Consider the following 22,654-nt stretch of genomic DNA (forward strand, 5'->3'; position numbering starts at 1 on the left):
ACTTCTACACCCGCGGCAAGGTCGTCACCACCCGCTGGCCCGACCCCGCCGACGCCCCGACCGGCGTGGACCTGGGCTTCCCCCGCAACCACTGAGCGGGTCGTACGGTGCCCCGCCTTCCCCGGTGAGGGGAGGTCGGGGCACCGCCGTGTCTCGCGATCATCGACGCGGGCATCGTCATGGTCATCCAGAACTCCCGCGTCCTGTTCGCCTCGGCAGGAGACGCCCCATCTGCTGTGGACGGGCGGTATCACGGCGGTGGCGACCCTGTACTGGGCCCTGTACCTCCGCCCGCGCGGGGAGACGCGCTGGATCGTGTCAATCCCGGAGGATGAGACGCCCTGAGGGGCGCGGGGAACTGCGCGACAAGCCACAACGGACCCGCGGTCGGCGAACGACTGAACGGACCGAGCTCTCACCCGCCGTACCACGAACGCGGTACACGAAAGCGAGGGCGTACTCCCACGGGAGGGCCAAGGTTCGGCCCCCAGTCGATAACTCCCCGACAGTTTCGCCCCGTACCGTTGACGCATGGATCTTCGACTGCCCCGGCTGCGAGAACTACGGCGGCTACGACGGCTCGGTGCCGCCGCGGCCGCCGTCGCAGTGCTCGCCGGAGCCGGGACATGGACGGCCGTCGCCGACGACGACCCACCCCCGGTGCACAGCACCAACAGGATCATGGCCGTCAACGGGGTGCACATCGACACCTCGTACTTCACGCCCTCCGCCGCCGGCAGGCACCCCGCCGTGCTGCTGGGACACGGCTTCGGCGGCAGCAAGGACGACGTACGCCAGCAGGCAGAGGACCTCGCCCGCGACGGCTACGCGGTGCTGACCTGGTCGGCCCGGGGCTTCGGCAAGTCGACCGGCAAGGTCGGCCTGAACGATCCCGGGGCCGAGGTCGCCGACGTCTCCAAGCTGATCGACTGGCTGGCCGAACAGCCCACGGTCCAGCTCGACAAGACCGGCGACCCACGCGTCGGCATGGCCGGCGCCTCGTACGGCGGCGCGATCTCCCTCCTCGCCGCCGGCTACGACGACCGCGTGGACGCCATCGCCCCGGCGATCACCTACTGGGACCTCTCGGAGGCCCTCTTCCCGAACGGCGTCTTCAAGAAGCTCTGGGCCGGCATCTTCGTCAACCAGGCAGGCGGTTGCGACAAGTTCGAGACGCAGATCTGCGAGATGTACGAGCGGGTCGCCGAGTCCGGCACCCCGGACGCCCAGGCCGAGAAGCTCCTCGAAGAGCGCTCGCCCTCCGCGGTCGGCGACAAGATCAAGGTGCCGACCCTCCTGATCCAGGGCCAGACCGACTCCCTTTTCCCGCTCGGCCAGGCCGACGCCGCAGCGAAGGCGATCCGAGCGGGCGGCGCCCCCGTCGACGTCGACTGGATCGCGGGCGGCCATGACGGCGGAGACCTGGAGACGAGCCGCGTCCAGTCACGGGTGCGGTCCTGGTTCGACCGCTATCTGAAGGACGACAAGGCCACCGACACCGGCCCCGCCTTCCGCGTCACCCGCACCGGCGGCGTCGACTCCACCGACGGCGCGGCCCAGCTGCGGGGCGCGAGCGACGACACATACCCCGGTCTGGAAAGTGGGCAGAAGTCCATCGCCCTGACCGGCAACACACAGCGCTTCGCCAACCCGGCCGGCGCCAGCCCGCCAGCCGTCTCAGCCCTCCCCGGCCTCGGCGGCTCCGGCCTCTCCCAGCTCGCCTCGCTCGGCGCCGGGGTCGCCCTGGACTTCCCGGGCCAGTACGCGCGCTTCGAGTCCGCGCCGGTCACCGACGACCTCCGCATCACCGGCGCCCCGACGGCCACCGTCCACGTGAAGTCCACGGGCGACGACGCCGTCCTCTTCGCCAAGGTGTACGACGTCGGCCCGGGCGGCACCCAGCAGGTGCTGCCGTCCCAGCTGGTGTCCCCCCTTCGGGTCGAGGGCGCCAAGGCGGGCAAGGACGTGACGATCACGCTCCCTGCCGTCGACCACGAGATCCAGAAGGGCCACCGCCTCCGCCTGGTCCTCGCCTCCACGGACCTCGGCTACGCCTCCCCGGCGACCCCCGCGACGTACACCGTGTCCCTGAAGGGCGACCTGAAGGTGCCGACGGCCCCCGGCGTCAAGACGGCGGCCGCCCCCCTGCCCGCCTGGGTGTGGTGGCTGCCCCTCGCGGGCGCTGTCGTCGCCCTGGCCCTGCTCCTGACGGGCCGCCGCCGCACGGCCACGCCCGCCCCGGACCCGGAGCTGGCCGAAGTCCCGCTCCAGATCACGGACTTGAGCAAGCGGTACGCCAAGTCGGCGGACAGGTACGCGGTCCGCGACCTCTCCTTCCGGGTCGACAAGGGCCAGGTCCTCGGCCTCCTCGGCCCGAACGGCGCAGGCAAGACCACGACACTGCGCATGCTGATGGGCCTGATCAAGCCGGACGGCGGCGAGATCCGCGTCTTCGGACACGCGATCCGTCCCGGCGCCCCGGTGCTGTCCAGGGTCGGCGCGTTCGTCGAGGGCGCGGGCTTCCTCCCGCACCTCTCGGGCCGCGAGAACCTGGAGCTGTACTGGCAGGCGACCGGCCGCCCGGCCGAGGACGCCCACCTGGACGAGGCTCTTGAGATCGCGGGCCTCGGCGACGCACTGGCCCGCGCGGTCCGCACGTACTCCCAGGGCATGCGCCAGCGCCTCGCCATCGCTCAGGCCATGCTCGGCCTCCCGGACCTGCTCATCCTCGACGAACCGACCAACGGCCTCGACCCGCCCCAGATCCGCGAGATGCGCGAGGTGATGATCCGCTACGCGGCGGCCGGCCGCACGGTCATCGTCTCCAGCCACCTGCTGGCGGAGGTCGAGCAGTCCTGCACCCACCTCGTGGTGATGGACCGCGGCCGCCTCGTCCAGGCCGGCCCGGTCGCCGAGATCATCGGCTCCGGCGACACGCTGCTGGTCGGCCTGGCGGACGAGATCGCGGATCCGCTGGTGGACAAGGTGGCGGCACTGCCCGGCATCGCCTCGGCGATCAGCACCGACGACGGCCTGCTGATCCGCCTGGAAGCCGACGGCAGCGCCCAGCGCCTGGTCGCCGAACTCGTCCGGCTCGAAGTGCCCGTCCGGTCGGTGGGCCCGCACCGCCGCCTGGAGGACGCCTTCCTCACCCTGATCGGAGGTTCCGCATGAGCACGCTCGTAGAGCGAACCGAGGTCGCCTCCGGTTACAAGGCGGGCCGCACCCTGCCGCTGCGCGTCGAACTGGTCCGCCAGCTCAAGCGCCGCCGCACGCTCATCATGGGCGGCATCCTCGCGGCCCTGCCGTTCGTCCTGCTCATCGCCTTCACCATCGGCGGCGAGCCGGGCGGCCGCAACAACACGGTGTCCCTGATGGACACGGCGACGGCGTCCGGCGCCAACTTCGCCGCGGTCAACCTGTTCGTGTCGGCGGGCTTCCTGCTGGTCATCCCCGTCGCCCTGTTCTGCGGGGACACGGTCGCCTCGGAGGCCGGCTGGTCCTCCCTGCGCTACCTGCTCGCGGCACCCGTGCCCCGGGCCCGGCTCCTGTGGTCCAAGCTCGTCGTCGGCCTCGGCCTCAGCCTGGCCGCGATGATCCTGCTGCCGCTCGTCGCCCTGGCCGTCGGCACGGCGGCCTACGGCTGGGGCCCCCTGGAACTGCCCACCGGCGGCTCGCTCGACCCGGGCACGGCGGCGCAGCGGCTCGTGATCGTCGTGGCGTTCATCTTCGTGTCCCAACTGGTCACCGCGGGCCTGGCGTTCTGGCTGTCGACCAAGACCGACGCCCCGCTCGGCGCGGTCGGCGGCGCCGTCGGCCTGACCATCGTCGGCAACGTCCTCGACGCCGTGACCGCCCTCGGCGACTGGCGCGACTTCCTGCCCGCGCACTGGCAGTTCGCCTGGGCGGATGCCGTACAGCCGAATCCGGCGTGGTCCGGCATGATCCAGGGCACCGCGGTTTCCATAACGTACGCCCTCGTGCTGTTCGCGCTGGCCTTCCGCGGTTTCGCCCGCAAGGACGTGGTGTCCTAGGTCAACGGAGGATCACCTACCGGTCTCAACGGCCGTCGCCCGTGCCCTCTTCGAGACTCATCCGCAACGCTCCGTAGCGCACGTTCCGGCCCCCTGGCCCGTCACAGTCACAGATGTCAGCGTCAACTGGCTTAGGGGGCACGGACAATGGAGCGACACCCAATACGACACCTGCTCGTCCTCACCGCTTTGGGCGGGCTGCTGCTCACGGGGTGCGGTCAGGGCGCCACGGGGGACAACAGCAGCAGCAAGGGCCGGTCGGGCTCGGGTGGGGCGACCGGATTCCCGGCCCCCGCCTACAGCGACGGCACCTCCCCGGGCGAGGACGACGAGTCCCGGGACCTCGCCCCTTCCCCCGACCACCTCTCCACTTTCGCCCTCGACGTCGACACCGCTTCCTACGGCTACGCGCGCCGCACCCTCGCCGACGGACAGCGCCCCGACCCGTCGTCGATCCGCCCCGAGGAGTTCGTCAACAGCTTCCGCCAGGACTACGAACGCCCGGACGGCAACGGCTTCTCGGTCACCGTCGACGCCGCCCGCACCGACGAGGAGGACTGGTCCCTTGTCCGCGTCGGCCTTGCCACCCGCGCCGCCGAGCAGACCGGGCAGCGCCCGCCTGCCGCCCTCACCTTCGTCATCGACATCTCCGGCTCCATGAGCGAACCGGGCCGCCTCGACCTGGCCCAGCACTCCCTCGACACGATGACCGAACGCCTGCGCGACGACGACTCGGTCGCGATCGTCACCTTCAGCGACCAGGCCGAGAAGGTGCTGCCGATGACCCGCCTGGGCGGCAACCGAGGCGAGATCCGCCACGCCATCGACAACCTGGCACCCACCTACTCCACCAACCTCGCCGCCGGCGTCGAGACCGGCTACGCAACCGCCGTCGAGGGCCTGCGCGAGGGCGCGACGAACCGTGTCGTCCTCGTCTCCGACGCCCTCGCCAACGACGGCGACACCGACCCCGACTCCATCCTCGACCGCATCGACGGCGCCCGCCGCGAACACGGCATCACCCTCTTCGGCGTCGGCGTCGGCAGCGACTACGGCGACGCCCTGATGGAACGCCTCGCCGACAAGGGCGACGGCCACACCGTCTACGTCTCCGGCGAGGACGACGCCGAGCAGGTCTTCTGCGAGCAACTCCCGCAGAACATCGACCTCACCGCCCGCGACGCCAAGGCCCAGGTCGCCTTCGACCCGGAGACCGTCGACCGCTTCCGCCTCGTCGGCTACGACAACCGCCGCGTCGCCGACGACGACTTCCGCGACGACCGCGTCGACGGCGGCGAGGTCGGCCCCGGCCACACGGTGACCGCCCTCTACGCGGTCCGCACGAAGCCCGGTGCCGAGGGCCACCTCGCCACCGCCACCGTCCGCTGGCAGGACCCCGACACCCGCACCCCGCACGAGGAGTCCGGCCGGCTGGAGACGGACTCGCTCGACAACTCCCTGTGGAGCACGAGCCCCCGCTTCCAGGTCACGGCCGTCGCCGCCTACTTCGCCGATGCCCTGCGCTCCGGCGACGACCGCTGGGACTCCCTCCCTGGCGCCTGCGGCTTCACCGAACTCGCGGAACGCTCCGAGGAGTTGGCGAAGAAGACGGAGGACAACGACGTACGACAGCTCGCCGAGACGATCGACCAGGCGAAGCATCTGGAGTACTAGGGCCTGTTCTGAGCTTCCCCGCCTGTGCCTCGACGCCCGGCAAGATACGAAAAGGCGGATCACCGGATTTCCGGTGACCCGCCGCGGCAGAGTCGTGACTCAGTTGTTGTTGGTGCCGTTGGCGGACAGGACGGGGAATTCGTCCAGGAGGTGCGAGAGCGGTTCGTCGCCCTTGACCATGGTGGAGTTCTCGGCGCACTCCTGGGCCTGCGGGGCCGACAGGACCGGGATGTCCTGGAGCGTGACCGGTACGACGCCCACGATCGAACCGGCGCTCGCCTCGGCTGGAAGGCCGAGGCAGGGCTTGTTGAGAGATCCCTGGACAAGCGCCATCTGGGGGCTCATGCCGCCGTACGTGGCCGAGTTGCCGTACTGCTGGACGGCGCCAACGCCGCTGGTGGACGTCGTGTCACCGTCGTTGCCGGTTGCCAGCGCGGACGGTGCTGCGGCAGCCGATGCACCGACGACGGAAACGGCGACTGCGGCGGCAGCCATAACCTTCTTGATCACTTGCTGGTCCCTTCTGGAGAAACTCCGTCCACCGGAGCACCCTGGTTCAACTGCCGCCGCAGTGCATGGTTGCTCCCCTTCACTCCGATGGCCCCAACTGAGTGAAGTCCCGAAGCCAATCCCGGCGCACCCGGTGGACCCGAGGTCTACTTGCCGTCGGTGAAGGGGACTCTGTGCCAGGCTTTCGGCCAACGGTTGATCTCACCCTCGGTGGCCGCTCGGGCCGCCCCGTTCCTTCCCCGCGTGGGCGCCCGAGCCTTTCCGTAAACCATCTCTCGATGGCCCGGATTCCGCACCGTTGAAGCCGTCTTATCTGCTCAAATGCGTGCTGATGCTTGTTCGGGGCAAGGCATTCGGGTGAATTCCTGCGATGGGCGCGTTCCGCAGTTTCTTCTGGCGTCTAACATTCGTTTACAGCCTGCAGGTCATGGCGCGAGCCGTTCATGTTGTGCTCGCTCGGTTTCGGCCGACACAGGGTCATGACCGCAGTTATGGGAAGGGAAAGTTCATGAAGAAGAGCGCTGCCGTCGTCGCGGGCGCGGTCATGGCCCTGGGGATGGCCGCCCCGGCTTTCGCTGACACGGATGCCGTCGGTTCCGTCGCGAGCTCCCCGGGCGTCCTCTCCGGCAACATGGTCCAGCTTCCTCTGCATGTCCCCGTCAATGCATGCGGCAACACGGCCGACGCCCTCGCGCTGTTGAACCCGGCGTTCGGCACTGGCTGCGCCACCGACTGACGCCGTCACGTCAGCCGGCCTGGCTGCCATGGCCGGCCTTGGGAAGCCCGTGTGGCGCCAAGGCCGGCTTTCCACTTCTCCAAGCAGGAAGACAACGAAAAAGTGCGACAGACCCTGAGCAGGGGAACGATCGTGGCCGCCGCCGCCGCGACGAGCATCCTGTCCCTGTACACCACCGCCGCCTTCGCCGACGCGGACGCGGACGCGGCAACCGACAGCTCGGCCGGTGTGCTCTCGGGCAACAACGTCCAGGTGCCGCTGGACAGCCCGGTGAACGTGTGCGGGAACTCCGTCGACGTGATCGGCGTCCTCAACCCCGCGTTCGGCAACTCGTGTGCCAACGTCGGCTCGGGCGCCGTCCCGCCGCAGGCTGCTGCCTACACGGACTCCTCGGACTCGCCCGGTGTCCTCTCGGGCAACAACGTCCAGGTGCCGGTGAGCAGTCCGCTGAACGTGTGCGGGAACGCCGCAAGCGTGGTCGGTGCCCTCAACCCGACGTCCGGCAACTCCTGCGGCGACGGCGACGGCGAAGCGGCTTCCAGTATCTCGGACGAGCCCCTGCAGCAGGCGGAGCCGGACGCCCCCGCGACCTCGTCCGGCGACGAGGCAGACACGCCTGTCACGCCGGTCACGCCGGTCACGGTCACGCCTGACGTGCCGGTCACGGCCATGCCTGTCACGCCTGTTACGCCGGTCACGGTCACGCCGGCCAAGTCGGTGCCCGCGCCGCGCACCGAACCTTCGGTGCAGTCGCCGAGCACCCCGCGGTCCGAATCCCTGCCCACGGACCCGTTCGACGCACCGCTGACGAACTCCGCCACCCCGCTCTCCGGTCATGCGCCCACCCTGGCCGAAACCGGAAGCGAGAACGTCCTGGCGGCATCGGCCGCTGGTGCCGCACTGCTCCTCGGCGGAGGCATCCTGTATGGACGCGGCCGAGCCCGCGTGTCGTAGGCAGCTCGCCGCGTCCGACACCCCGCACCCGCCCCAGGGCTCCGGCTCCGGGACCGTTCAGGGGCGGCGTGCAGCCGGTCCCGTGGTGTCCTCGTGCGAGGCGCGAGCCGGGTACGAGAATCACCCCATTGGCGGCAAAACTCTCGGATGCGCCATGCGTTGACACAGCGCCGGGGCATCCCGCCCGGGTGTTGTGTCAACTCCAAGGAGTATCTTCTCCATGTTGCGTTTTGCGAAGGGCTTGGCCCTGACCTCAGTTGCCGCCGCGGCCGTGGCGGCAACTGCCGGTGTCGCCGCCGCTGACAGTGGTGCCCAGGCTGCCGCCGCCAGTTCTCCGGGCGTCCTGTCGGGCAACGCCGCCCAGGCTCCGCTCCATGTCCCGGTCAACGCTTGTGGTGACACGGCCAGCGTCATCGGGCTCCTGAACACGGCGTCCGGCAACGGCTGCGACAACAGCTGACTGCAGGGTCGTTCCAGCGGCCGCCCTTCCCCAGGGGAGGGCGGCCGCTTCGCGCAGTTCGAGTCGCTGGGCGCCCTCGACCGTACCTGCAGGAATTCTCTCGGTCGTATGAGCTGCCGAAGAAAGCAACATGATGATGTCTTTAAAGGTGAGGCGCGAACGACCTCCCTCAATTCGGGTGCCGGCCCCGGCGGGCCCCTCGGCGGACTTCCCCTCAAGGGCTGATGTGCCGCCGAACGGGCCGATTACGGCCCTGACGGAATGGCGCCCTTCCTGTTCATCGCCCGTAATCCCTCGTTCGTGTGGAGACCCGTCGGAAAATCGGCTGTACGGGTGAGAACGCGGCCGGGTGCGTATCGGCGCGTAGATAAGGTTCCGCGGTGACCTCAACCTCATGCGAAACGCGCCCTTTCCGCGCCGCCGATCTGGGTACGCTCGTCGTGATGGCCTGGAGCGGTGGAGCCCCCGACGGCGACATGCCCTACCTCCTCGCCTACTCCCTGGGGAACGGCGCAAGCGGCCCGGAGGCTTCATCAGCCGCCGTCGAGCGGCTGCTGCTCAGCACGGGACTGTCCATCGGTGAGGAACTCGTGGACGCTGCCGGCCGTCCCAGCCTGCCCATCAGCCTGCTCGTCGAGGCCGGTCGGGCCGTTGTCACCATGCCTCACCTCAACGCCCAGTGCCTGCCGCCGCCGGAGTGGCTCGCCGCCGTCGGCCGACGTGGACACGCCTACCTCGTGTTCACCACACGGCCCTGGCCCGCGGCCAAGCCCGGCAAGCCCGTCACCCCCGAGACGCTGGCCGCCTTCGCGGGCGCCGAGGAGACACTCAAGGCCGCGGCGCACGTCCTGCTCCCGGCTCGCAGCCTGCGCGGCTGATGGCTAGGACCGCAGGCGGCGGCCGGGCGTTCGCCCTGTTGCTGGTGGTCACGGGTGCGGCCGGACTGCTCGCTTCCTGGGTCATCACGATCGACAAGTTCAAGCTGCTCGAGGACCCGGACTTCACGCCGGGCTGCAGCCTGAACCCGGTGGTCTCCTGCGGCAACGTCATGACGAGCGACCAGGCCTCGGCCTTCGGGTTCCCCAATCCCATGCTGGGCCTGGTCTCCTACGGCATCGTGGTCTGCGTCGGCATGAGTGTGCTGGCGGGGGCGCGATTCCCCCGGTGGTACTGGCTGACCTTCGAGGCCGGCACGCTGTTCGGGATCGGATTCGTGTCGTGGCTGCAGTTCGAGTCGCTGTACCGGATCAACGCCCTGTGCCTGTGGTGCTGTCTGGCGTGGATCGCCACCATCTTCGTCTTCTGGTACCTGACTTCGTTCAACGTGCGGAACGAATTCTTGCCCGCGCCCGGGTGGTTGAGGACGTTCTTCGACGACTTCACCCACGGGCTGCCGCTGCTGCACGTCGGTGTTGTCGGGATGCTCGTCCTGACGCGGTGGTGGGACTTCTGGACAGGGTGACAATCCAGCAGGCCAGGGGCGCGGTTGCGCATGTCCATCCGGTGAGTTGTCGGCCCCACGCCCATGTTCGCGCCACCCGGAGGTTCGCGAGGGTCCCGGTGGACGAAGGCGCTGGCCTGGCCGGCCGCCGGGGCTGAGAATCCGAGGGCTCGCCGGCACGACCGGCTGCGCGGCAGACTCCCATCCAACTCCTGGCTGCTGGGCGCTTCGGGAGGTTGGAACGCCGCCCCCGGCTCCCACCGCCGATGGGGCAGCCTGCGGTGGCTCAGCCCGCCCGGCGGGAGCGGCACCCTCGATCCGCCGGCCCTCTTGGAGCTCGCCCTGCATCGCGTGATGGAGGAACCGGCCCGTGACGACGGCGGCTCCCACCGCCGACGTTGGCTTCCACGCCGAAGTCGGTTTGCCCCGTCAGCGGTTCGAGGCGGGAGTCGCGACGGGCGGTGGCTGCGAATGGTGCATGTGGATGCGGCCTTTACCTGCGGCTTTGGCCGCGTACATGGCCAGATCCGCCTGATGCAGGAGTTCCTCCGGAGTGACCTGTGGGGTGGCCACCGCCATGCCGATCGAGGCCGAGACCACCGTATCCGCGCTGCCGATCCGGTACGGCTTCGTCAGAGCGGACAGGATCCTCGCGGCGACTTCCCTGGCGCTCGAAGGGGACGTACCCATCTCCCATTCCAGGAGGGCCGCGAACTCGTCGCCGCCGAGGCGGGCGATGGTGTCTCCCGCCCGTACGGACGCCTGGAGCCGACGAGCTGCGTGAGTCAGGAGGGCGTCACCTGTCGCATGTCCGGCCGAGTCGTTGACCGCCTTGAAGCCGTCCAGGTCCACGAAGAGCACCACAGGGGGAGCCGCGCCTGTGATCCGCTTCCGCAGGGCGTGGGCGACTCTGTCCGAGAACAGGGCGCGGTTGGGAAGGCCGGTCAACGCGTCGTGGAAGGCCAGGTGCTCAAGCTGCGCCTGCTGTGCGACCCGATCGCTCACGTCGCGACTGATGAAGATCATGCCCTCAGGATGGTGGCTGATCGTCGATTCGACGTGGCGCCAGCGCCCGTCGGCGCTTCGCAGGCGGCAGGACACGCGATGGCCCGGACCGCAAGTGCCGGACGCGGCGTCCTGTTGCAACCTCTGGACGGCTTGCATCAGCGGCGCCACGTCCTCCGGGTGGCAGAACAGGGGCAGACGAGCACCCACCACTTCCTCGGGCCGGTAGCCGAAGACCGGGTGGACCGCCGGGCTGACGTAGAGCACCACCCCGTCCTGACTGATGGTGGTGATCACGTCAAGTGTGCCGTCGACCAACGTGCGGTAGTGGGCTTCACCGGCTACGGCCTCCTGCGCGATCCGCAGATGGTCGGCGTGGGTGACGCCCTGCCGGGCGCCGAGCGCGAGAAGCACCGAGCCCGCCAAGGCGGTCATCACGATGTCGACGGGGCCGCCGGTGACGGCGTGAGCCGAGATGGCCAATGCGCAGACGACCAGGGGCACAAACGCCGCAACCACCCCGCTGACGGGCATCGACCGCTGGTCGAATCCCACGCCGCCGACGCCCCCGGGCAGCCACGGTGCGACGGAGGCGAGGGACAGTCCGGTCATCGAGCAGGCTGCCGCGAGGGGAATCCCGCACCAGTTGCCCGGCGCGGGCAGGAGGATGCGCAGTATGTCCCCCGCGGACAGAAGGATGAGGGCCAGGATGGCAACCGTGTTCGCAGTGCGCTCGGTGTGCTTCATGCAGAAGCGCAAGGCGACCAGGAGCCCCAGCACCAGAATGCCCGTCACGACGCGTGCGAGAGCGAGCAGTGAGGTCGACACGTCAGCGCCCTGGTCGGCACGGTGCAACAGCAGCACCCACCCCGATGTGAGCAGGGAGCCTGCGATGAGCCAGCTGTCCAGCAGCCGTCGTAGCCAGGTCAGGGTCGTGCCGTTGTCCGCGGCAGCCATCACCAGCGCGACGAGGGCGCCCGCCAGGCATGCGGCGATCCCGGCGCCCGCCAACGGACGGATCATGGACTGGACGAGTCCCGCGGAATGCGCGCCAGGTGAGTCGATCCGACTTGCCAGCAGGTGGTGAAGGCCGCCTGCCGCGACCGAAAGCGCGAACAGCACGAGTCGAAGTCGGACCTTCCGCGGGGCGGTCCGGGCGCGTGCCAGGAGAGACAGAGCGGCCACGCCATGCGCAGCCGGCACTCCCATGCCCGCCGGCACGAGCACGGCTGCCGTCACATTCGTCCCGGCGGCGACGGCCAGTGCTGCGCCCCCGCACAGGATCGTGCCCATCCCCGCGGTGTGCGGGCGGCCGACGCGAGCGGTGCGAAGAGAACCGGCTCGACCGGCCCTCCCGTGGATCATGCGAACCCCCGACGGTGATCGAGCGCAGAAAGGGCAGTCGAAAGTTCGTACGGAACTGTCGAAGCGGGATAAGAGGCTAGGAGGATCTTCTCGCAAGCCACATGACCGTCTTGAACGGGCTTCACCTGATATGAGGAAACTCTGGCCACTTGACGACACTGACACTCATCAAGCGATAAAGAGGACGAAATCAGGCCCGCCCTCCGGGAAGCTGCCGGAGGGCGGGCCTGTGCTGGGCGGGAAGAGCGGCCTTACAGGACCTCGACCCGCTCGCCCCGGCATCGGTTTCGGGTGTCGAGGACGTATGACGCCGTCTTTTCGACCAGGGAGTAGTCGAAGACGTCGTGGTCGGTGGCCACGACGACCACGTCCGCCGCCCGGATCTCCTCCTCGGTGAACTCCACACACATGATGTCCGGGGGCAGCAAGTGGGAGTCGGTGTGCGGTTCCACCGCGACGACATGGGCGCCCAGCTTGCACAGCGCCTGGGCGAGCATGACGGCCGGCGACTCGCGGATGTCCCCGGTGTTCTTCTTGTAGGCCAGGCCCAGTTGCAGGACCCGGGACCCCTTGACGGACTTGGCGCGTTCGTTCAGGCCCCGGGTGATCCGCGAGGTGACATAGCCGGGCATCTGATCGTTCATCTCGTTCGCCAGGGAGATGAAGCGGACGTCCTGCCGCAGCAGTCGCTTGACCTGCCAGGACAGATACGAGGGGTCGACCGGCAGGCAGTGCCCGCCCACGCCGGGGCCCGGAGTGAACGGCATGAAGCCGAAGGGTTTGGTGGCCGCGGCCTCGACGGCTTCCCAGATGTCCGCCCCCAGCTGTCGCGAGATCATCGCCATCTCGTTGACCATCGCGATGTTGACGTGCCGGAAGGTGTTCTCCAGCAGCTTCGTCAGTTCGCCGGTGCGGCAGGAACTGACCGGCACGGTGCGCTCCACGATGCGTGAGTAGAACCGCTCGACGCTGCGGAGTGAGGCGGGATCGATGCCCGAGGTCACCTTCGGTGTGTTCTCGAGGTGCCATTCGGCGTTGCCGGGGTCGATGCGCTCGGGGCTGTACCCGAGGTGGAAGTCCACGCTCGCCTTCATCGCACTGCCCTCCTCCAGCAGCGGACGCAGCAGGCTCTCGGTGGTCCCCGGGTACGTGGTGGACTCCAGGATGACGGTGGCGCCGGCCGTGATGTGAGGAGCGATGCTCCGGCCCGCGCCCTCCACGAAGCTCAGATCGGGCACGCCGTCCCGCAGTGGCGTGGGCACGGTGATCACACACACGTCGAAGCCGGCGATCCGGTCGTAGTCGGTGGTGGGCTCGTAGCGGCCGCTGTCCAGCGCGGCGGCCAGGCGTGCGCCGTCGACGCCTTCGATATAGGAATCGCCTGAGGCCAAGCGCTTCACGCGCAGTTCGTCGGTGTCCACGCCCACCACGAAGAAGCCGGCCTCCACCGCCCGCACCGCGAGAGGGAGTCCCACATATCCCTGACCGACGACAATCAGTTTCTCTTGCTCGTGCGGGTCGTGCGCCATCATTACCGTGGCCTCCCGGGAAGTTGGAGTTCTCGGATCAATTGAGGCACATGCGATGTGCAGTAGGCCCATTTGCCGCGTCATGTCTCCCTGGTGTCACTCCAATCGAGTATCAGACAGCCGCGTCGGAGCAACTTCAAGGCGTGCCGATGTTTCATTTTCCTGTATTTCTCCCATAGGTGAATGTTGGGCTCGGCGCGGCGATCGAGCCCTGTGGGAGTTGTCCGACACTCACCCACCGAACCGGAGTGGCCCGCATGGATCCTTGTTCGAAGTACATGGTCACCGGTGGAGCCGGTTTCATCGGCTCGCACCTCGTGGACGCGCTGTTGGCCGAAGGAAAGGAAGTGGTGGTCCTCGACAACCTCGCCACCGGGCGAATGGCCAACCTCGCCCGCGCGCAGGAGCATCCACGCTTTCGTTTTGTCCACGGCTCCGTGCTGGACGCACTCCTGGTCGACGAGTTGGCGCGCGAGTGCGACACCGTGGTCCATCTGGCCGCCGCCGTCGGTGTGAAACTCATCGTCGAGCAACCGCTGAAATCGTTCATCACGAACATTCGGGGTACCGAGACGGTCCTCGAATCGGCCCAGCGGTACGGGCTCAGGGTTCTGGTGGCCAGCACCTCGGAGATCTACGGAAAGAACTCCTCGGGACCGCTCAGCGAAACCTCCGACCGAATCCTGGGAAGCCCTTCAGTGGTCCGATGGTCGTACAGCACGGCCAAGGCGGTCGACGAAATCCTCACAGGTCTGTATCACCGCGAGCGGGGCCTGAAGGCGACGATCGTCCGGTTCTTCAACACCGTCGGACCTCGCCAGAGCCCGGCATATGGGATGGTGATTCCGCGCTTTGCCCGACAGGCGGTGCGCGGAGAGCCTCTCACCGTCCATGCGGCCGGTCAGCAAAGGCGCTGTTTTCTCCATGTCGCGGACGCCGTCGAGGCGTTGCTGCTCCTGCTGGAGCAGTCAGGGGTGGACGGCGAGACATTCAATATCGGGTCTTCCGAAGAGATCAGCGTCCGCGAGCTCGGCGAGCGGGTCATCGCTCAGGCGGGAAGCGTCTCCTCGGTGGAATACGTGCCCTACGACGAGGCATACGGCGCGGGCTTTGAAGACATGCAACGCAGAGTGCCGGACACCACGAAGCTTCGCGCGTTGACAGGGTGGCAGCCCAAGCGCGACCTCACCGACGTGCTCACCGACGCCATCGCGGACGCACGCGGCGAGGTGAGCTGCTTGGCGTCGACGAGCTTGCCGGGCGGCAGGGCGGAGCGTCTTCCCGCGGCCACCGCGAGCATCGGCGGAACCGCACTGGCGGGCCCATGTCAATCATGAGCCCCTTGCCGACGACGGTGGCGGTCGGTTGCGTGGCCGTGTCGCTCGGTGCACTGCTGACGGAACCACTGCGGCGTTTCGCCCTGCGTCACGGCGTCACTGACCGGCCCGACGGTCGCAAGGGCCACGCTCGGCCCACCCCGTACCTCGGTGGGATCGCGGTCGCCGTCGTCACGCTCACCGCGGGAGCCGTCACTGCGTTCGCCGGGGGTTTCGGTAACCCGGGCCTCGCGGTACTGCTCGGGGGTGCGGCGATCATGGCGGTGTTGGGGCTCATCGACGACCTGCGCCCGCTGGGCCCGGCGCTGCGACTGGGTGTGGAGACGACGGCGGCTTCGGTCGTCGTGCTCGTCGGCGGCCACCCGACGGTCTTCGGCGGCGCGTTCGACGCCGTCCTCGCTGTCATGTGGATCGTCTTCACCACCAACGCGTTCAACTTGCTGGACAACATGGACGGAGCGGCTTCGTCGGTGTGTGTGGTCATTGGCGGATTCCTGTGCTGGCACGCGTGGTCGAGCGGACAGGCCGGGCTGGGAGTGGTCCTCGTGGCTCTCTCCGGCGCCTGTCTGGGTTTCCTCTTCCACAACTGGCACCCGGCACGGATCTTCCTCGGCGACTCCGGGTCCCTCTTCATCGGTTTCACCCTGGCGTCCGCGTCAGTCGTGCTCCACAAGGACGCGGCGGGCCTCGCGGTGCCCGCCGGGCTGCTGGTCACGACGCTGGTGGTCACCTTGGACACCGCGCTGGTCATGCTGTCCCGTTACCGGGAAGCGAGGCCGCTGCTGCAAGGGGGACTGGATCATGCGTCGCACCGGCTGCGCCGGATGGGGCTGACGGTCCGCCAGACTGTCGTGGCCATCGGTATGTTCGCGGCCCTGGGCGCTCTGTCCGGGGCGCTCCTGGCACAGGGCGTCCTGCCGTCGGGTGGCCTGCTCATGGCCGCCGCCGGGGTCGGTCTTGCCACGGTGGCGCTGTTGCTGAGAGTTCCGTCCCTTCCCGGCGGGGTGCCGTCCGCAGCACACAGGCGAGGGCTCTCCGTGGGGCGGCAGCTGGCCCGTCAGACAGCCGGCGAGCCCTCGAATCTACGGCAGGATCCCAGCCCTCTCGGCCAGCCCGGCCAGTCCGGCGCCCGCGCTTCCACTGGTCCTATTCAGTGAGTATCGGCGGGGCGGGAGCCGGGGGAGCGGAATGGGAGGCGATGCTTCGTCGACCTAGGTATTCGAGTCGGCCATGGGGTGGAGCGATACTGCCATGCGCATTGTCCGGGTGAGTTACCGGGTTCCTCCCATGCCGGGTGGAATGGAACGCCACGTCGAGTGCCTGACGCGTGAGCAAGTCGCGCGCGGGCATCAGGTGACCATGGCGTTCCGCCGGGGCTCAGTGGTCCCGCAGGGGGCCACGCGGCTGCCGCTGCGTGCCACCGCGCTGTCCCGGGCGCTGGCACCCGTGTCCGACCGGCTGGCGTTCGCGGCGGAGGTCGCAGCCGCCGTCCGGCGTCTGTGCGCCGGTCCGGTTTCGCCCGGCGTGGACCTGGTGCATCTGCACGGCGACCATCTTGAGGCCTGCCTGCTCGGCATCGCGTGCCGACGTCTCGGCATCCCACTGTTCCTGACCGTCCACGGGGCCCTGACACAACGTCACCGCCGCCTGGCCCGGCACGCCTTCAAACATGTGACGGCCTTCATCGCCCTCGGATCGGCCACGGCGGCGGATCTCGTCGCACGAGGGGCTGACGAGCGGCGCGTTCTCACCATGTCGAGTGGCCTGGAGTTGTCCGCGATGCCGTCGCCGACCGGCCCCCCGCCTCGTGAGCCGGGACTGATCGTCAGTGTCGGCGCCCTGGATCCGGTGAAGAACCACGGTCTCCTCATCGAGGCGTTCCATGAACTGGCCCGCAGCCGGCCGACGCTGCGCCTGGTCATCGCCGGCGACGGGCCGGAGCGGGACCGGCTGGCCCGCTTGGCGGCGGCCGGACCGGGGGCGGAACTGTCCGGTCCGCTCTCGCGGTCGGACGTCTACCGGCTCGTGCGCCGCGCCGAGGTCTTCGTACTCGCCTCGCGTCGGCTCACCGGCAAGGGAGAGGGCGTACCGACGGCCGCGCTGGAGGCACTCGCTCTGGGTACCCCGGTGGTGGTGTCGTCGGAGGCCTCGCTCGAACCCGTGGTCACCGACCGCGAGGCCTACCGGATCTTCCGGTCAGGGTCGACGGCCGACGCGGTACGGGTGCTGGGCAGCGTGCTGGACGACGAACCGGGCCGGAACAAGATGAGCGCGCTCGGAGTACGGGCAGCCTCCGCGCTGGACTGGGCGCTGGTCGCAGAGCGTGTCGAGAACTGGTACCGGGTGGGCCGCGGCAGCGGTATTCCCCTACCTGATTCGCGCTGAACAGGAGCAGAGGATTGCCGACGACAATTCATGGCATGGTGCAGATGGCCTGGGAGTACCCGGCCAACCGGGGGCGTCGAGGGCGGTTCCTCGCTTCCATGGCGGGGTGGCAGGCATGGAAGCGCGTGGTCCGGCGACCGCTTGATCTGTCCGTGTACGACGGCATGTCGTTGCGCGCCTACCGGGACAGTACGCAGCCGGGTCGCTTCATCTACCTCGGCGGGCTTCCGGACTATGAGGAGATGACGTTCATGAAGCGCTGTCTCCGCCCGGGAGATGGCTTCATCGACGGCGGTGCCAGGTGCGCTTCCTCGTCAAGGGATCCGGCTCGTGCGTCCAGCCGAATGCCGACACTTCGGGAGATCGCCTGCAGGTCAGGCTCGGCCGGCTCGACGACGTCCTCCCCGAGCGGGCCTACGCCAGGGGAAAGCTTGATGCCGAGGGCACGGAGCACCTCGCACTCAGTGGCGCTTCAGAACTGATCGCCCGGGGTGAACCGGCGGTGTGGATTCCGGAACTCGTCGAGAAGTTCCTCAACCGCTTCGGTTCCTCGGTCCGGGAGGTGCAGCGGTGGCTCGATGACCACGGCTACGACATGGCGGTCCACGACCCGGCTCGCAACCAGTTGGTGGAGCCACCGCAATCGCTCTCCGCCGGGCGACCGTGGAACCAGTCGCCCGAACGTGTTCCATCCGAATTCCGACCCATGACGGCGTACGAGCCAGAAGGCGGCAAGCATGCGTATCTTCCTCGATGTTGGCGGTCATTACGGCGAGACGCTCGATGTCGCCCTGGATCCCCGGTGGGGGTTCGACAAGGTCTTCTGCTTCGAACCGGCCAGACCCTGCCGTCGCATCCTGCGTGGCTTCCGCGATACCAGAGTGCGTGTCTTGCCCGTGGGACTGTCCAACAGGACGGGACGGACGACCCTTTACGGGACGGGCCTGCTGGGCGGGAGCGTGTACGCCGACAAGCGGCAGTTCGACGCACACGTGGAGGCGGAGACCGTCGACCTGGTGAGGGCCACGGACTGGCTGCTGGCCAATACGTCGGAAGACGACGAGATCTATCTGAAGCTCAACTGCGAAGGCAGTGAGTGCGATGTGCTGGAGGACCTGCTGGACAGCGGTGTGATCCACCGGTTCCACAGCATCTATGTGGACTTCGACGTGCGGAAGATCCCGAGTCAGGCTCACCGGCAGGAGATCGTGGAGGAGCGTTTGCGGCAACAGGGCCAACGATTCGTCACCCCTGAGTCGCTCACCGCTCCCGGCGGCAGCGCGGCCGTACGGGAGTGGCTCTCGGCGGTGACACCGGCCCACGCCGGCTCCGGCACGCTGCGCTACCGGCTGGGTTTGCACCGTCCCCTCTATGTCTGGGCGAGAACGGCGGCGAGGGCCGCCCTTCCGCGCCCTGTCTACGCACTGGCGGCCCAACGCCTCGGCGCGCAGTCGAGGCAGCGTGCCAGGGCTGCCGCCGGCTGATCAGGATCTGTTGGCGGGTGACCATCGTGCCGTGGTCACCCGCCTTCGCCGTGCGCATCCAGGACCCGTGCGGTCACTGCGCGCAGGCGCTCCGGAACAGGACGGCCAGCGCGTCGATGTTCATGTCGAAGCCGTACTCCGCGAGAACCCGGCTCCGCACCGAGGCCAGTTGTTCCGTGCTGGGAGGAGACTGAAGGGTCTGTCGGACACCGGACGCGATCGCGGCGGAGTCGGGCCGCACCAGGCGGACGCCGTCCCAGTCCGCGCAGGCCGCCGGGATACCGCCCACTGATGTGGCTACGAGCGGTACCTCGGCGCTAGCGGCTTCGAGCAGGGTTCTCGGCAGCCCCTCGTCTCGGGAGGAGATGACGAAAAGATCGGCGCGGGCGAGCTCGGCGCGGATCTCGTCGACGTCACGCGCTCCAAGGAACTCGACATGACCCGACAGCCCCAGCCGTACCGCTTGCTCGGCGAGCTGGCCCCGCAGCGGTCCGTCGCCCACCACGCGCAACCGCAGCGCCGGATGCGCGCGGACCAGTTCGGCGAGCGCCTCCAGCAGTAGGTCGTAGCCCTTCGACGCCACGAGTCGGCCCACCGTCAGCAACCGGGGGGCGCGGGTGTCGGACAGCGGCGGCCGGTCTCGCTCAATCCTTTGTTCCCACACCGGGAGTAGCCTCGGCGGTACCAGGACCGAGGGGATGCCGCGCCGGTCCAGGGCATCGAGCATCGACCCGGCGACGACTCTGCGGCCGTCGGCCCTGCGGGCGAAGAAGACCACGGCCCGCCGCAGTACCGCGCGGCGCCACCGGCCGAGGGAGGCCACCGGCAGATGCAGATAGTCGCCGTGAATCTCCATCAGCCACGGACGACGCACGATCAGCGAAACGATCGAGGCGGACAGCCAGCCCCATGGCTCGCCGCCGTTGAGGAGGACCGTCTCGCCCCTGCGAGCGGCCGCGCGTGCGAGACCCACTCCGATCCGCACTGAACCAGCTGCCCAGAGCAGGGAGTGCGGACCGGGGCGGCGCGGCCGCTGTACCACCCGCAGGGGTCCCCGACGGAAAACCAGACGCGGACCCGACCAGACACAGCAGGCATGACCGAGCCGATCGGCAAGCGCACCCCACGTGCGGAGGTTGGGAGAATCCCTTACCTCGGGCTGCTGGTGCCCGGAGAACGTCACGACGGTGACGTAGGGCACGGGTGCGCGGACGGCAGAGGAGGGCGGCGTGGTCATCACAGGGCGCTGAGCTGGTAGCGGGACAGCAGCGGCGGGAGCTCGGCCTGGGCGAGCCGCGACCAGGCGTCGACCGCGGAGAGGCAGGGGACGAAGGAGTCGCCGCCCTGGGCGTACGTGGGATGCTCGAAGTCGAAGAAGCGGACCCGGATTCCGTGTTCGGCGAAGGCGGCCAGGTTCAGGTAGTCGCGTCCGGAAGGCCCCGCGATGTACTCGTCGGCGCCCACCGCGCTGCACAGGTCGAGGATGAGTTCGCTCTTGCTCCCGGTGGCCGCGAGTTCACTCGCGCGAACCCGTGTGCCCTTGACCTCGAACTGAGGGAACAGCCAGTCCATGATGTCCAGGTTGAGGTTGGCCAGCAGGGTGCCGGGTGCTGCCGCGTCGATCAACGCCAGCAACTCCTCGAGCCGGCCGGCACCGGGGGTGCCGGCCACTGCCTGGACGAGACGCCCGCGGTAGCGCCGCAGCCAGTGCGGTGTGTCCGCGACCCTGACATCGCGGATCAGTGTGCCGAATGGCGCGTCGACCGGGACGGTGAGCCACGTCTGCTCCCCGTTCAGGAGCACTCGGTTGCGGTTCTGAAAATAGTTCTTCCGGTACGGCACCGAGTCGAGCACGATCCACAGGTCCGAGGCCGCGACCTTGGCCAGGAGCCCCAGCCACGGCAGGTGTTCCGGCTGGTGAATCGTCACCCTCATGTGAGCACATCCGGGCCGCGCCCGCACTGGGGATTGCCGCTGAACATCAGGTATTCCTCCCGGGGAACGCCGGCCGCCACAGCGATCGCGACAGCCAGGTGGCCGGACCGGCGCCCTGGGCCCGCAGCGAACGGAGCGTCACGGCGAGGGCCGAGGCCACGGGTTCGGTGTCGAAAACCGCGGCGCGATGGACGAGTTCGGTTCGTGCTGCTTCGGGGAGCGGAGCTCGTGCGGCCGTGACGGCCAGCTCGGCCATCCGTCTTAGGTCGCCGTCGGGAGCCACGTACCGCTCCCGCAGCTCGCCCATGACGTCCGCGCAGCCGCCGACGTCGAACGACACACAGGGGACGCCGACCGCCATCGCCTCGACAAGGACCCGCGGAAAGCCCTCCTGGCGTGATGGCACGAGAAGACAGCCCGCTTGTGCCATCACTCGGACGACGACTTCGTTCGGCACGCGGCCCGCCATCAGTACAGCTTCGAGAGCGAGCTGTGTGACCAGCGGACCATCTCCCAGGACGAGGAGTTCGGCGTCGGGCAGGTCCTTGCGGATCTCCGCCAGCAGCCGCGGCAGCCGGTCCGCGCCGCGGATGGCGTCGAGGCTGTGCACGTAGAGGAACCGGTGGGGGGACTTGAGCCACCGCTGGACGACCGGCTCCCAGGCCGTCTCGGGCTCGTCGGCGAGGGTGGTGCGCAGCGCTTCGCCGTTCACGTCGTTGCAGGCGAGCAGCATCCGGTCCCGGTCGAGACCGTAACGCCCGGCGTACTGGTCAATCAGGCGTGGCGGACCGGTGACGACCGCGTCGACCATCCGGCGCAGTACTTGGCGGTGGACGAGCCGTCCGGCGCGCGCGCGAAGGCCGAGGCGGGTTCCCGCAAGGACGCCGACGCCGCCCGACGACCACAGCGCGACGCGCCATCCGCCCCCCATCCGCCCGGCCAGCCACAACAGCGCCGCCAATTTCCAGTGGATGCGGACGAAAACGACATCGACTTTATCCCGCCGCGCCCGTGCCACGAGGCGGAGGAAGGCACGCACCCAGTCGAGGCTCAGTCGCAGGGGCGGCAGGTCGGCAGGGTCGCCGTATCGTACGCCGGTCGCTCGGCATGTATGTGACAGGGCGTCGATGAGGCCCGGGACGTGAGCGGCGTGGCCGCTGCGCATGCCAGCTGTGTTGAAGACGTACCACACGCACAGCTTCTCGACGGGAATCAGCGGGTCGGTCGAGAGCAGCAGTTTTCCGGCCGGTGTGGTCCCCCTGACGCGGAAGCCCGCCCGGGTGTACAGGGCGATGGCCGGCCGGTTGCCGGGGTCGCAGTTGATCGTGACCACCCCGGACGACCGGGCGAGCAAGCGGGCGAGGAGCCAGGAGGCGACACCCGTGCCGCGATGGCGCGGATCGACGGCCACGCGGTTGACGTGAACACCGTCCGGGCGGCTGGAGGCGACCAGGAAGCCGACCGGCTTGCCCGACTCCATGGCGACCAGGCTCAGTTCCCGTTTGCCGGGCAGGTGACGGGTGAAGTTCTCGAGATCCCAGGGGTGGTCGTCGTAGTGGGCGCTCTCCCGGTGGACGAGTTGTTCCAGTTCGACGAGCGCGCCGAGCGAGTCGTCCGGCAGGTCCGCCAGGCGGCACAGCTCGAAGCAGTGCGGACCGCTCGGGATCGTCTCCACGGCACCGTGCATCCGATTCCTCCCGGTAGTGGTGATTCGCCCGCCAGGCTGGCACGGTGTGACGGGGTGGCTCGCGCCGACGGGCCGTCCACCGAGACCGGTCCACGCGGACGGCGTATCCCGCGTCCCG

General features: G+C 69.0%; 18 protein-coding genes. 12 read left to right on the plus strand and 6 right to left on the minus strand.

Translation table 11 applies throughout. The features are described 5' to 3' along the window. The first annotated feature begins 531 nt into the window (after nucleotides 1–531). From ACI2L1_RS41935 to ACI2L1_RS41945, 3 genes are all read left to right on the plus strand, one after another. Nucleotides 532–3,174 carry an alpha/beta fold hydrolase gene (locus tag ACI2L1_RS41935; protein WP_404744731.1) on the plus strand — a complete coding sequence of 881 codons (2,643 nt, stop codon included), beginning with the start codon at nucleotides 532–534 and terminating at the stop codon, nucleotides 3,172–3,174. Further along, nucleotides 3,171–4,034 (plus strand): ABC transporter permease, encoded by an 864-nt coding sequence (locus ACI2L1_RS41940; RefSeq protein ID WP_404744732.1) that lies wholly within the window; start codon nucleotides 3,171–3,173, stop codon nucleotides 4,032–4,034. Before ACI2L1_RS41935 ends, ACI2L1_RS41940 begins: the two co-directional genes overlap by 4 nt. A 147-nt stretch (nucleotides 4,035–4,181) precedes the next feature. Beyond that, nucleotides 4,182–5,708: a von Willebrand factor type A domain-containing protein gene (locus ACI2L1_RS41945; protein ID WP_404744733.1), complete on the plus strand. Its 1,527-nt coding sequence runs from the start codon at nucleotides 4,182–4,184 to the stop codon at nucleotides 5,706–5,708. Nucleotides 5,709–5,807: 99 nt separating this feature from the next. On the opposite strand, the gene ACI2L1_RS41950 is transcribed toward ACI2L1_RS41945, so the two are convergent. Beyond that, nucleotides 5,808–6,218, minus strand: a complete 411-nt coding sequence (locus ACI2L1_RS41950; RefSeq protein WP_404744734.1) for a rodlin — start codon at nucleotides 6,216–6,218, stop codon at nucleotides 5,808–5,810. 508 nt (nucleotides 6,219–6,726) lie between these two features. Between ACI2L1_RS41950 and ACI2L1_RS41955 the strand changes: the two genes are divergently transcribed. The 5 genes from ACI2L1_RS41955 to ACI2L1_RS41975 all read left to right on the plus strand — a co-directional run bounded on the left by ACI2L1_RS41955 (nucleotide 6,727) and on the right by ACI2L1_RS41975 (nucleotide 9,830). After that, nucleotides 6,727–6,954: a chaplin gene (locus tag ACI2L1_RS41955; RefSeq protein WP_404744735.1), complete on the plus strand. Its 228-nt coding sequence runs from the start codon at nucleotides 6,727–6,729 to the stop codon at nucleotides 6,952–6,954. A gap of 102 nt (nucleotides 6,955–7,056) precedes the next feature. Continuing rightward, a complete protein-coding gene (locus tag ACI2L1_RS41960) occupies nucleotides 7,057–7,908 on the plus strand; it encodes a chaplin (protein WP_404744736.1) in 852 nt (283 codons plus the stop codon). A 220-nt stretch (nucleotides 7,909–8,128) separates the two neighbouring features. Then, a complete protein-coding gene (locus tag ACI2L1_RS41965; protein ID WP_404744737.1) occupies nucleotides 8,129–8,368 on the plus strand; it encodes a chaplin in 240 nt (79 codons plus the stop codon). Nucleotides 8,369–8,748: 380 nt separating this feature from the next. Continuing rightward, nucleotides 8,749–9,246, plus strand: coding sequence for a DUF5949 family protein (locus ACI2L1_RS41970; RefSeq protein ID WP_404744738.1), 498 nt, complete (start codon nucleotides 8,749–8,751; stop codon nucleotides 9,244–9,246). Next, entirely contained in the window at nucleotides 9,246–9,830 is a 585-nt protein-coding gene (locus ACI2L1_RS41975; RefSeq protein ID WP_404744739.1) for a vitamin K epoxide reductase family protein, read from the plus strand. Before ACI2L1_RS41970 ends, ACI2L1_RS41975 begins: the two co-directional genes overlap by 1 nt. A 408-nt stretch (nucleotides 9,831–10,238) precedes the next feature. Here the strand turns inward: ACI2L1_RS41975 and ACI2L1_RS41980 are convergent, their stop codons facing one another. Beyond that, on the minus strand, nucleotides 10,239–11,837 hold the full coding sequence (locus tag ACI2L1_RS41980) for a diguanylate cyclase domain-containing protein (protein WP_404744740.1): 1,599 nt from the start codon (nucleotides 11,835–11,837) through the stop codon (nucleotides 10,239–10,241). A gap of 593 nt (nucleotides 11,838–12,430) precedes the next feature. Further along, complete coding sequence (locus ACI2L1_RS41985; RefSeq protein ID WP_404744753.1) at nucleotides 12,431–13,708, minus strand: nucleotide sugar dehydrogenase; 1,278 nt, start codon at nucleotides 13,706–13,708, stop codon at nucleotides 12,431–12,433. Between the two features lie 257 nt (nucleotides 13,709–13,965). On the opposite strand from ACI2L1_RS41985, the gene ACI2L1_RS41990 reads away from it, so the two are divergent. From ACI2L1_RS41990 to ACI2L1_RS42005, 4 genes are all read left to right on the plus strand, one after another. Then, the gene (locus tag ACI2L1_RS41990; RefSeq protein WP_404744754.1) at nucleotides 13,966–15,045 is read left to right on the plus strand and encodes a GDP-mannose 4,6-dehydratase; all 1,080 of its coding nucleotides are present in this window, start codon (nucleotides 13,966–13,968) and stop codon (nucleotides 15,043–15,045) included. Continuing rightward, on the plus strand, nucleotides 15,042–16,202 hold the full coding sequence (locus ACI2L1_RS41995; RefSeq protein ID WP_404744741.1) for a glycosyltransferase family 4 protein: 1,161 nt from the start codon (nucleotides 15,042–15,044) through the stop codon (nucleotides 16,200–16,202). The genes ACI2L1_RS41990 and ACI2L1_RS41995 overlap by 4 nt, the downstream gene beginning before the upstream one ends. A 142-nt stretch (nucleotides 16,203–16,344) precedes the next feature. Next, a complete protein-coding gene (locus tag ACI2L1_RS42000) occupies nucleotides 16,345–17,430 on the plus strand; it encodes a glycosyltransferase family 4 protein (RefSeq protein ID WP_404744742.1) in 1,086 nt (361 codons plus the stop codon). Nucleotides 17,431–18,167: 737 nt separating this feature from the next. Beyond that, nucleotides 18,168–18,914, plus strand: a complete 747-nt coding sequence (locus ACI2L1_RS42005; protein WP_404744743.1) for an FkbM family methyltransferase — start codon at nucleotides 18,168–18,170, stop codon at nucleotides 18,912–18,914. A 73-nt stretch (nucleotides 18,915–18,987) separates the two neighbouring features. On the opposite strand, the gene ACI2L1_RS42010 is transcribed toward ACI2L1_RS42005, so the two are convergent. The 3 genes from ACI2L1_RS42010 to ACI2L1_RS42020 form a co-directional block, all read right to left on the minus strand. Continuing rightward, nucleotides 18,988–19,887 (minus strand): glycosyltransferase family 4 protein, encoded by a 900-nt coding sequence (locus ACI2L1_RS42010; RefSeq protein WP_404744744.1) that lies wholly within the window; start codon nucleotides 19,885–19,887, stop codon nucleotides 18,988–18,990. Between the two features lie 263 nt (nucleotides 19,888–20,150). After that, nucleotides 20,151–20,849, minus strand: coding sequence for a WbqC family protein (locus ACI2L1_RS42015; protein WP_404744745.1), 699 nt, complete (start codon nucleotides 20,847–20,849; stop codon nucleotides 20,151–20,153). A gap of 46 nt (nucleotides 20,850–20,895) precedes the next feature. Further along, entirely contained in the window at nucleotides 20,896–22,536 is a 1,641-nt protein-coding gene (locus ACI2L1_RS42020; RefSeq protein ID WP_404744746.1) for a GNAT family N-acetyltransferase, read from the minus strand. Between the last annotated feature and the right edge of the window lie 118 nt (nucleotides 22,537–22,654).

It is taken from the genome of Streptomyces sp. NPDC019531 (assembly GCF_044903305.1).
In the GTDB taxonomy this organism is placed as follows: domain Bacteria; phylum Actinomycetota; class Actinomycetes; order Streptomycetales; family Streptomycetaceae; genus Streptomyces.

Coding starts and splice junctions, on each gene's coding strand:
- ACI2L1_RS41990 (WP_404744754.1), top strand. CDS start 13,966: ATGGATCCTTGTTCGAAGTACATGGTCACCGGTGGAGCCGGTTTCATC.
- ACI2L1_RS41980 (WP_404744740.1), bottom strand. CDS start 11,837: ATGATCCGTCCGTTGGCGGGCGCCGGGATCGCCGCATGCCTGGCGGGC.
- ACI2L1_RS41935 (WP_404744731.1), top strand. CDS start 532: ATGGATCTTCGACTGCCCCGGCTGCGAGAACTACGGCGGCTACGACGG.
- ACI2L1_RS42015 (WP_404744745.1), bottom strand. CDS start 20,849: ATGAGGGTGACGATTCACCAGCCGGAACACCTGCCGTGGCTGGGGCTC.
- ACI2L1_RS41965 (WP_404744737.1), top strand. CDS start 8,129: ATGTTGCGTTTTGCGAAGGGCTTGGCCCTGACCTCAGTTGCCGCCGCG.
- ACI2L1_RS42000 (WP_404744742.1), top strand. CDS start 16,345: ATGGAACGCCACGTCGAGTGCCTGACGCGTGAGCAAGTCGCGCGCGGG.
- ACI2L1_RS41995 (WP_404744741.1), top strand. CDS start 15,042: ATGAGCCCCTTGCCGACGACGGTGGCGGTCGGTTGCGTGGCCGTGTCG.
- ACI2L1_RS42020 (WP_404744746.1), bottom strand. CDS start 22,536: ATGCACGGTGCCGTGGAGACGATCCCGAGCGGTCCGCACTGCTTCGAG.
- ACI2L1_RS42005 (WP_404744743.1), top strand. CDS start 18,168: ATGCGTATCTTCCTCGATGTTGGCGGTCATTACGGCGAGACGCTCGAT.
- ACI2L1_RS41975 (WP_404744739.1), top strand. CDS start 9,246: ATGGCTAGGACCGCAGGCGGCGGCCGGGCGTTCGCCCTGTTGCTGGTG.
- ACI2L1_RS41945 (WP_404744733.1), top strand. CDS start 4,182: ATGGAGCGACACCCAATACGACACCTGCTCGTCCTCACCGCTTTGGGC.
- ACI2L1_RS41940 (WP_404744732.1), top strand. CDS start 3,171: ATGAGCACGCTCGTAGAGCGAACCGAGGTCGCCTCCGGTTACAAGGCG.
- ACI2L1_RS41985 (WP_404744753.1), bottom strand. CDS start 13,708: ATGGCGCACGACCCGCACGAGCAAGAGAAACTGATTGTCGTCGGTCAG.
- ACI2L1_RS41955 (WP_404744735.1), top strand. CDS start 6,727: ATGAAGAAGAGCGCTGCCGTCGTCGCGGGCGCGGTCATGGCCCTGGGG.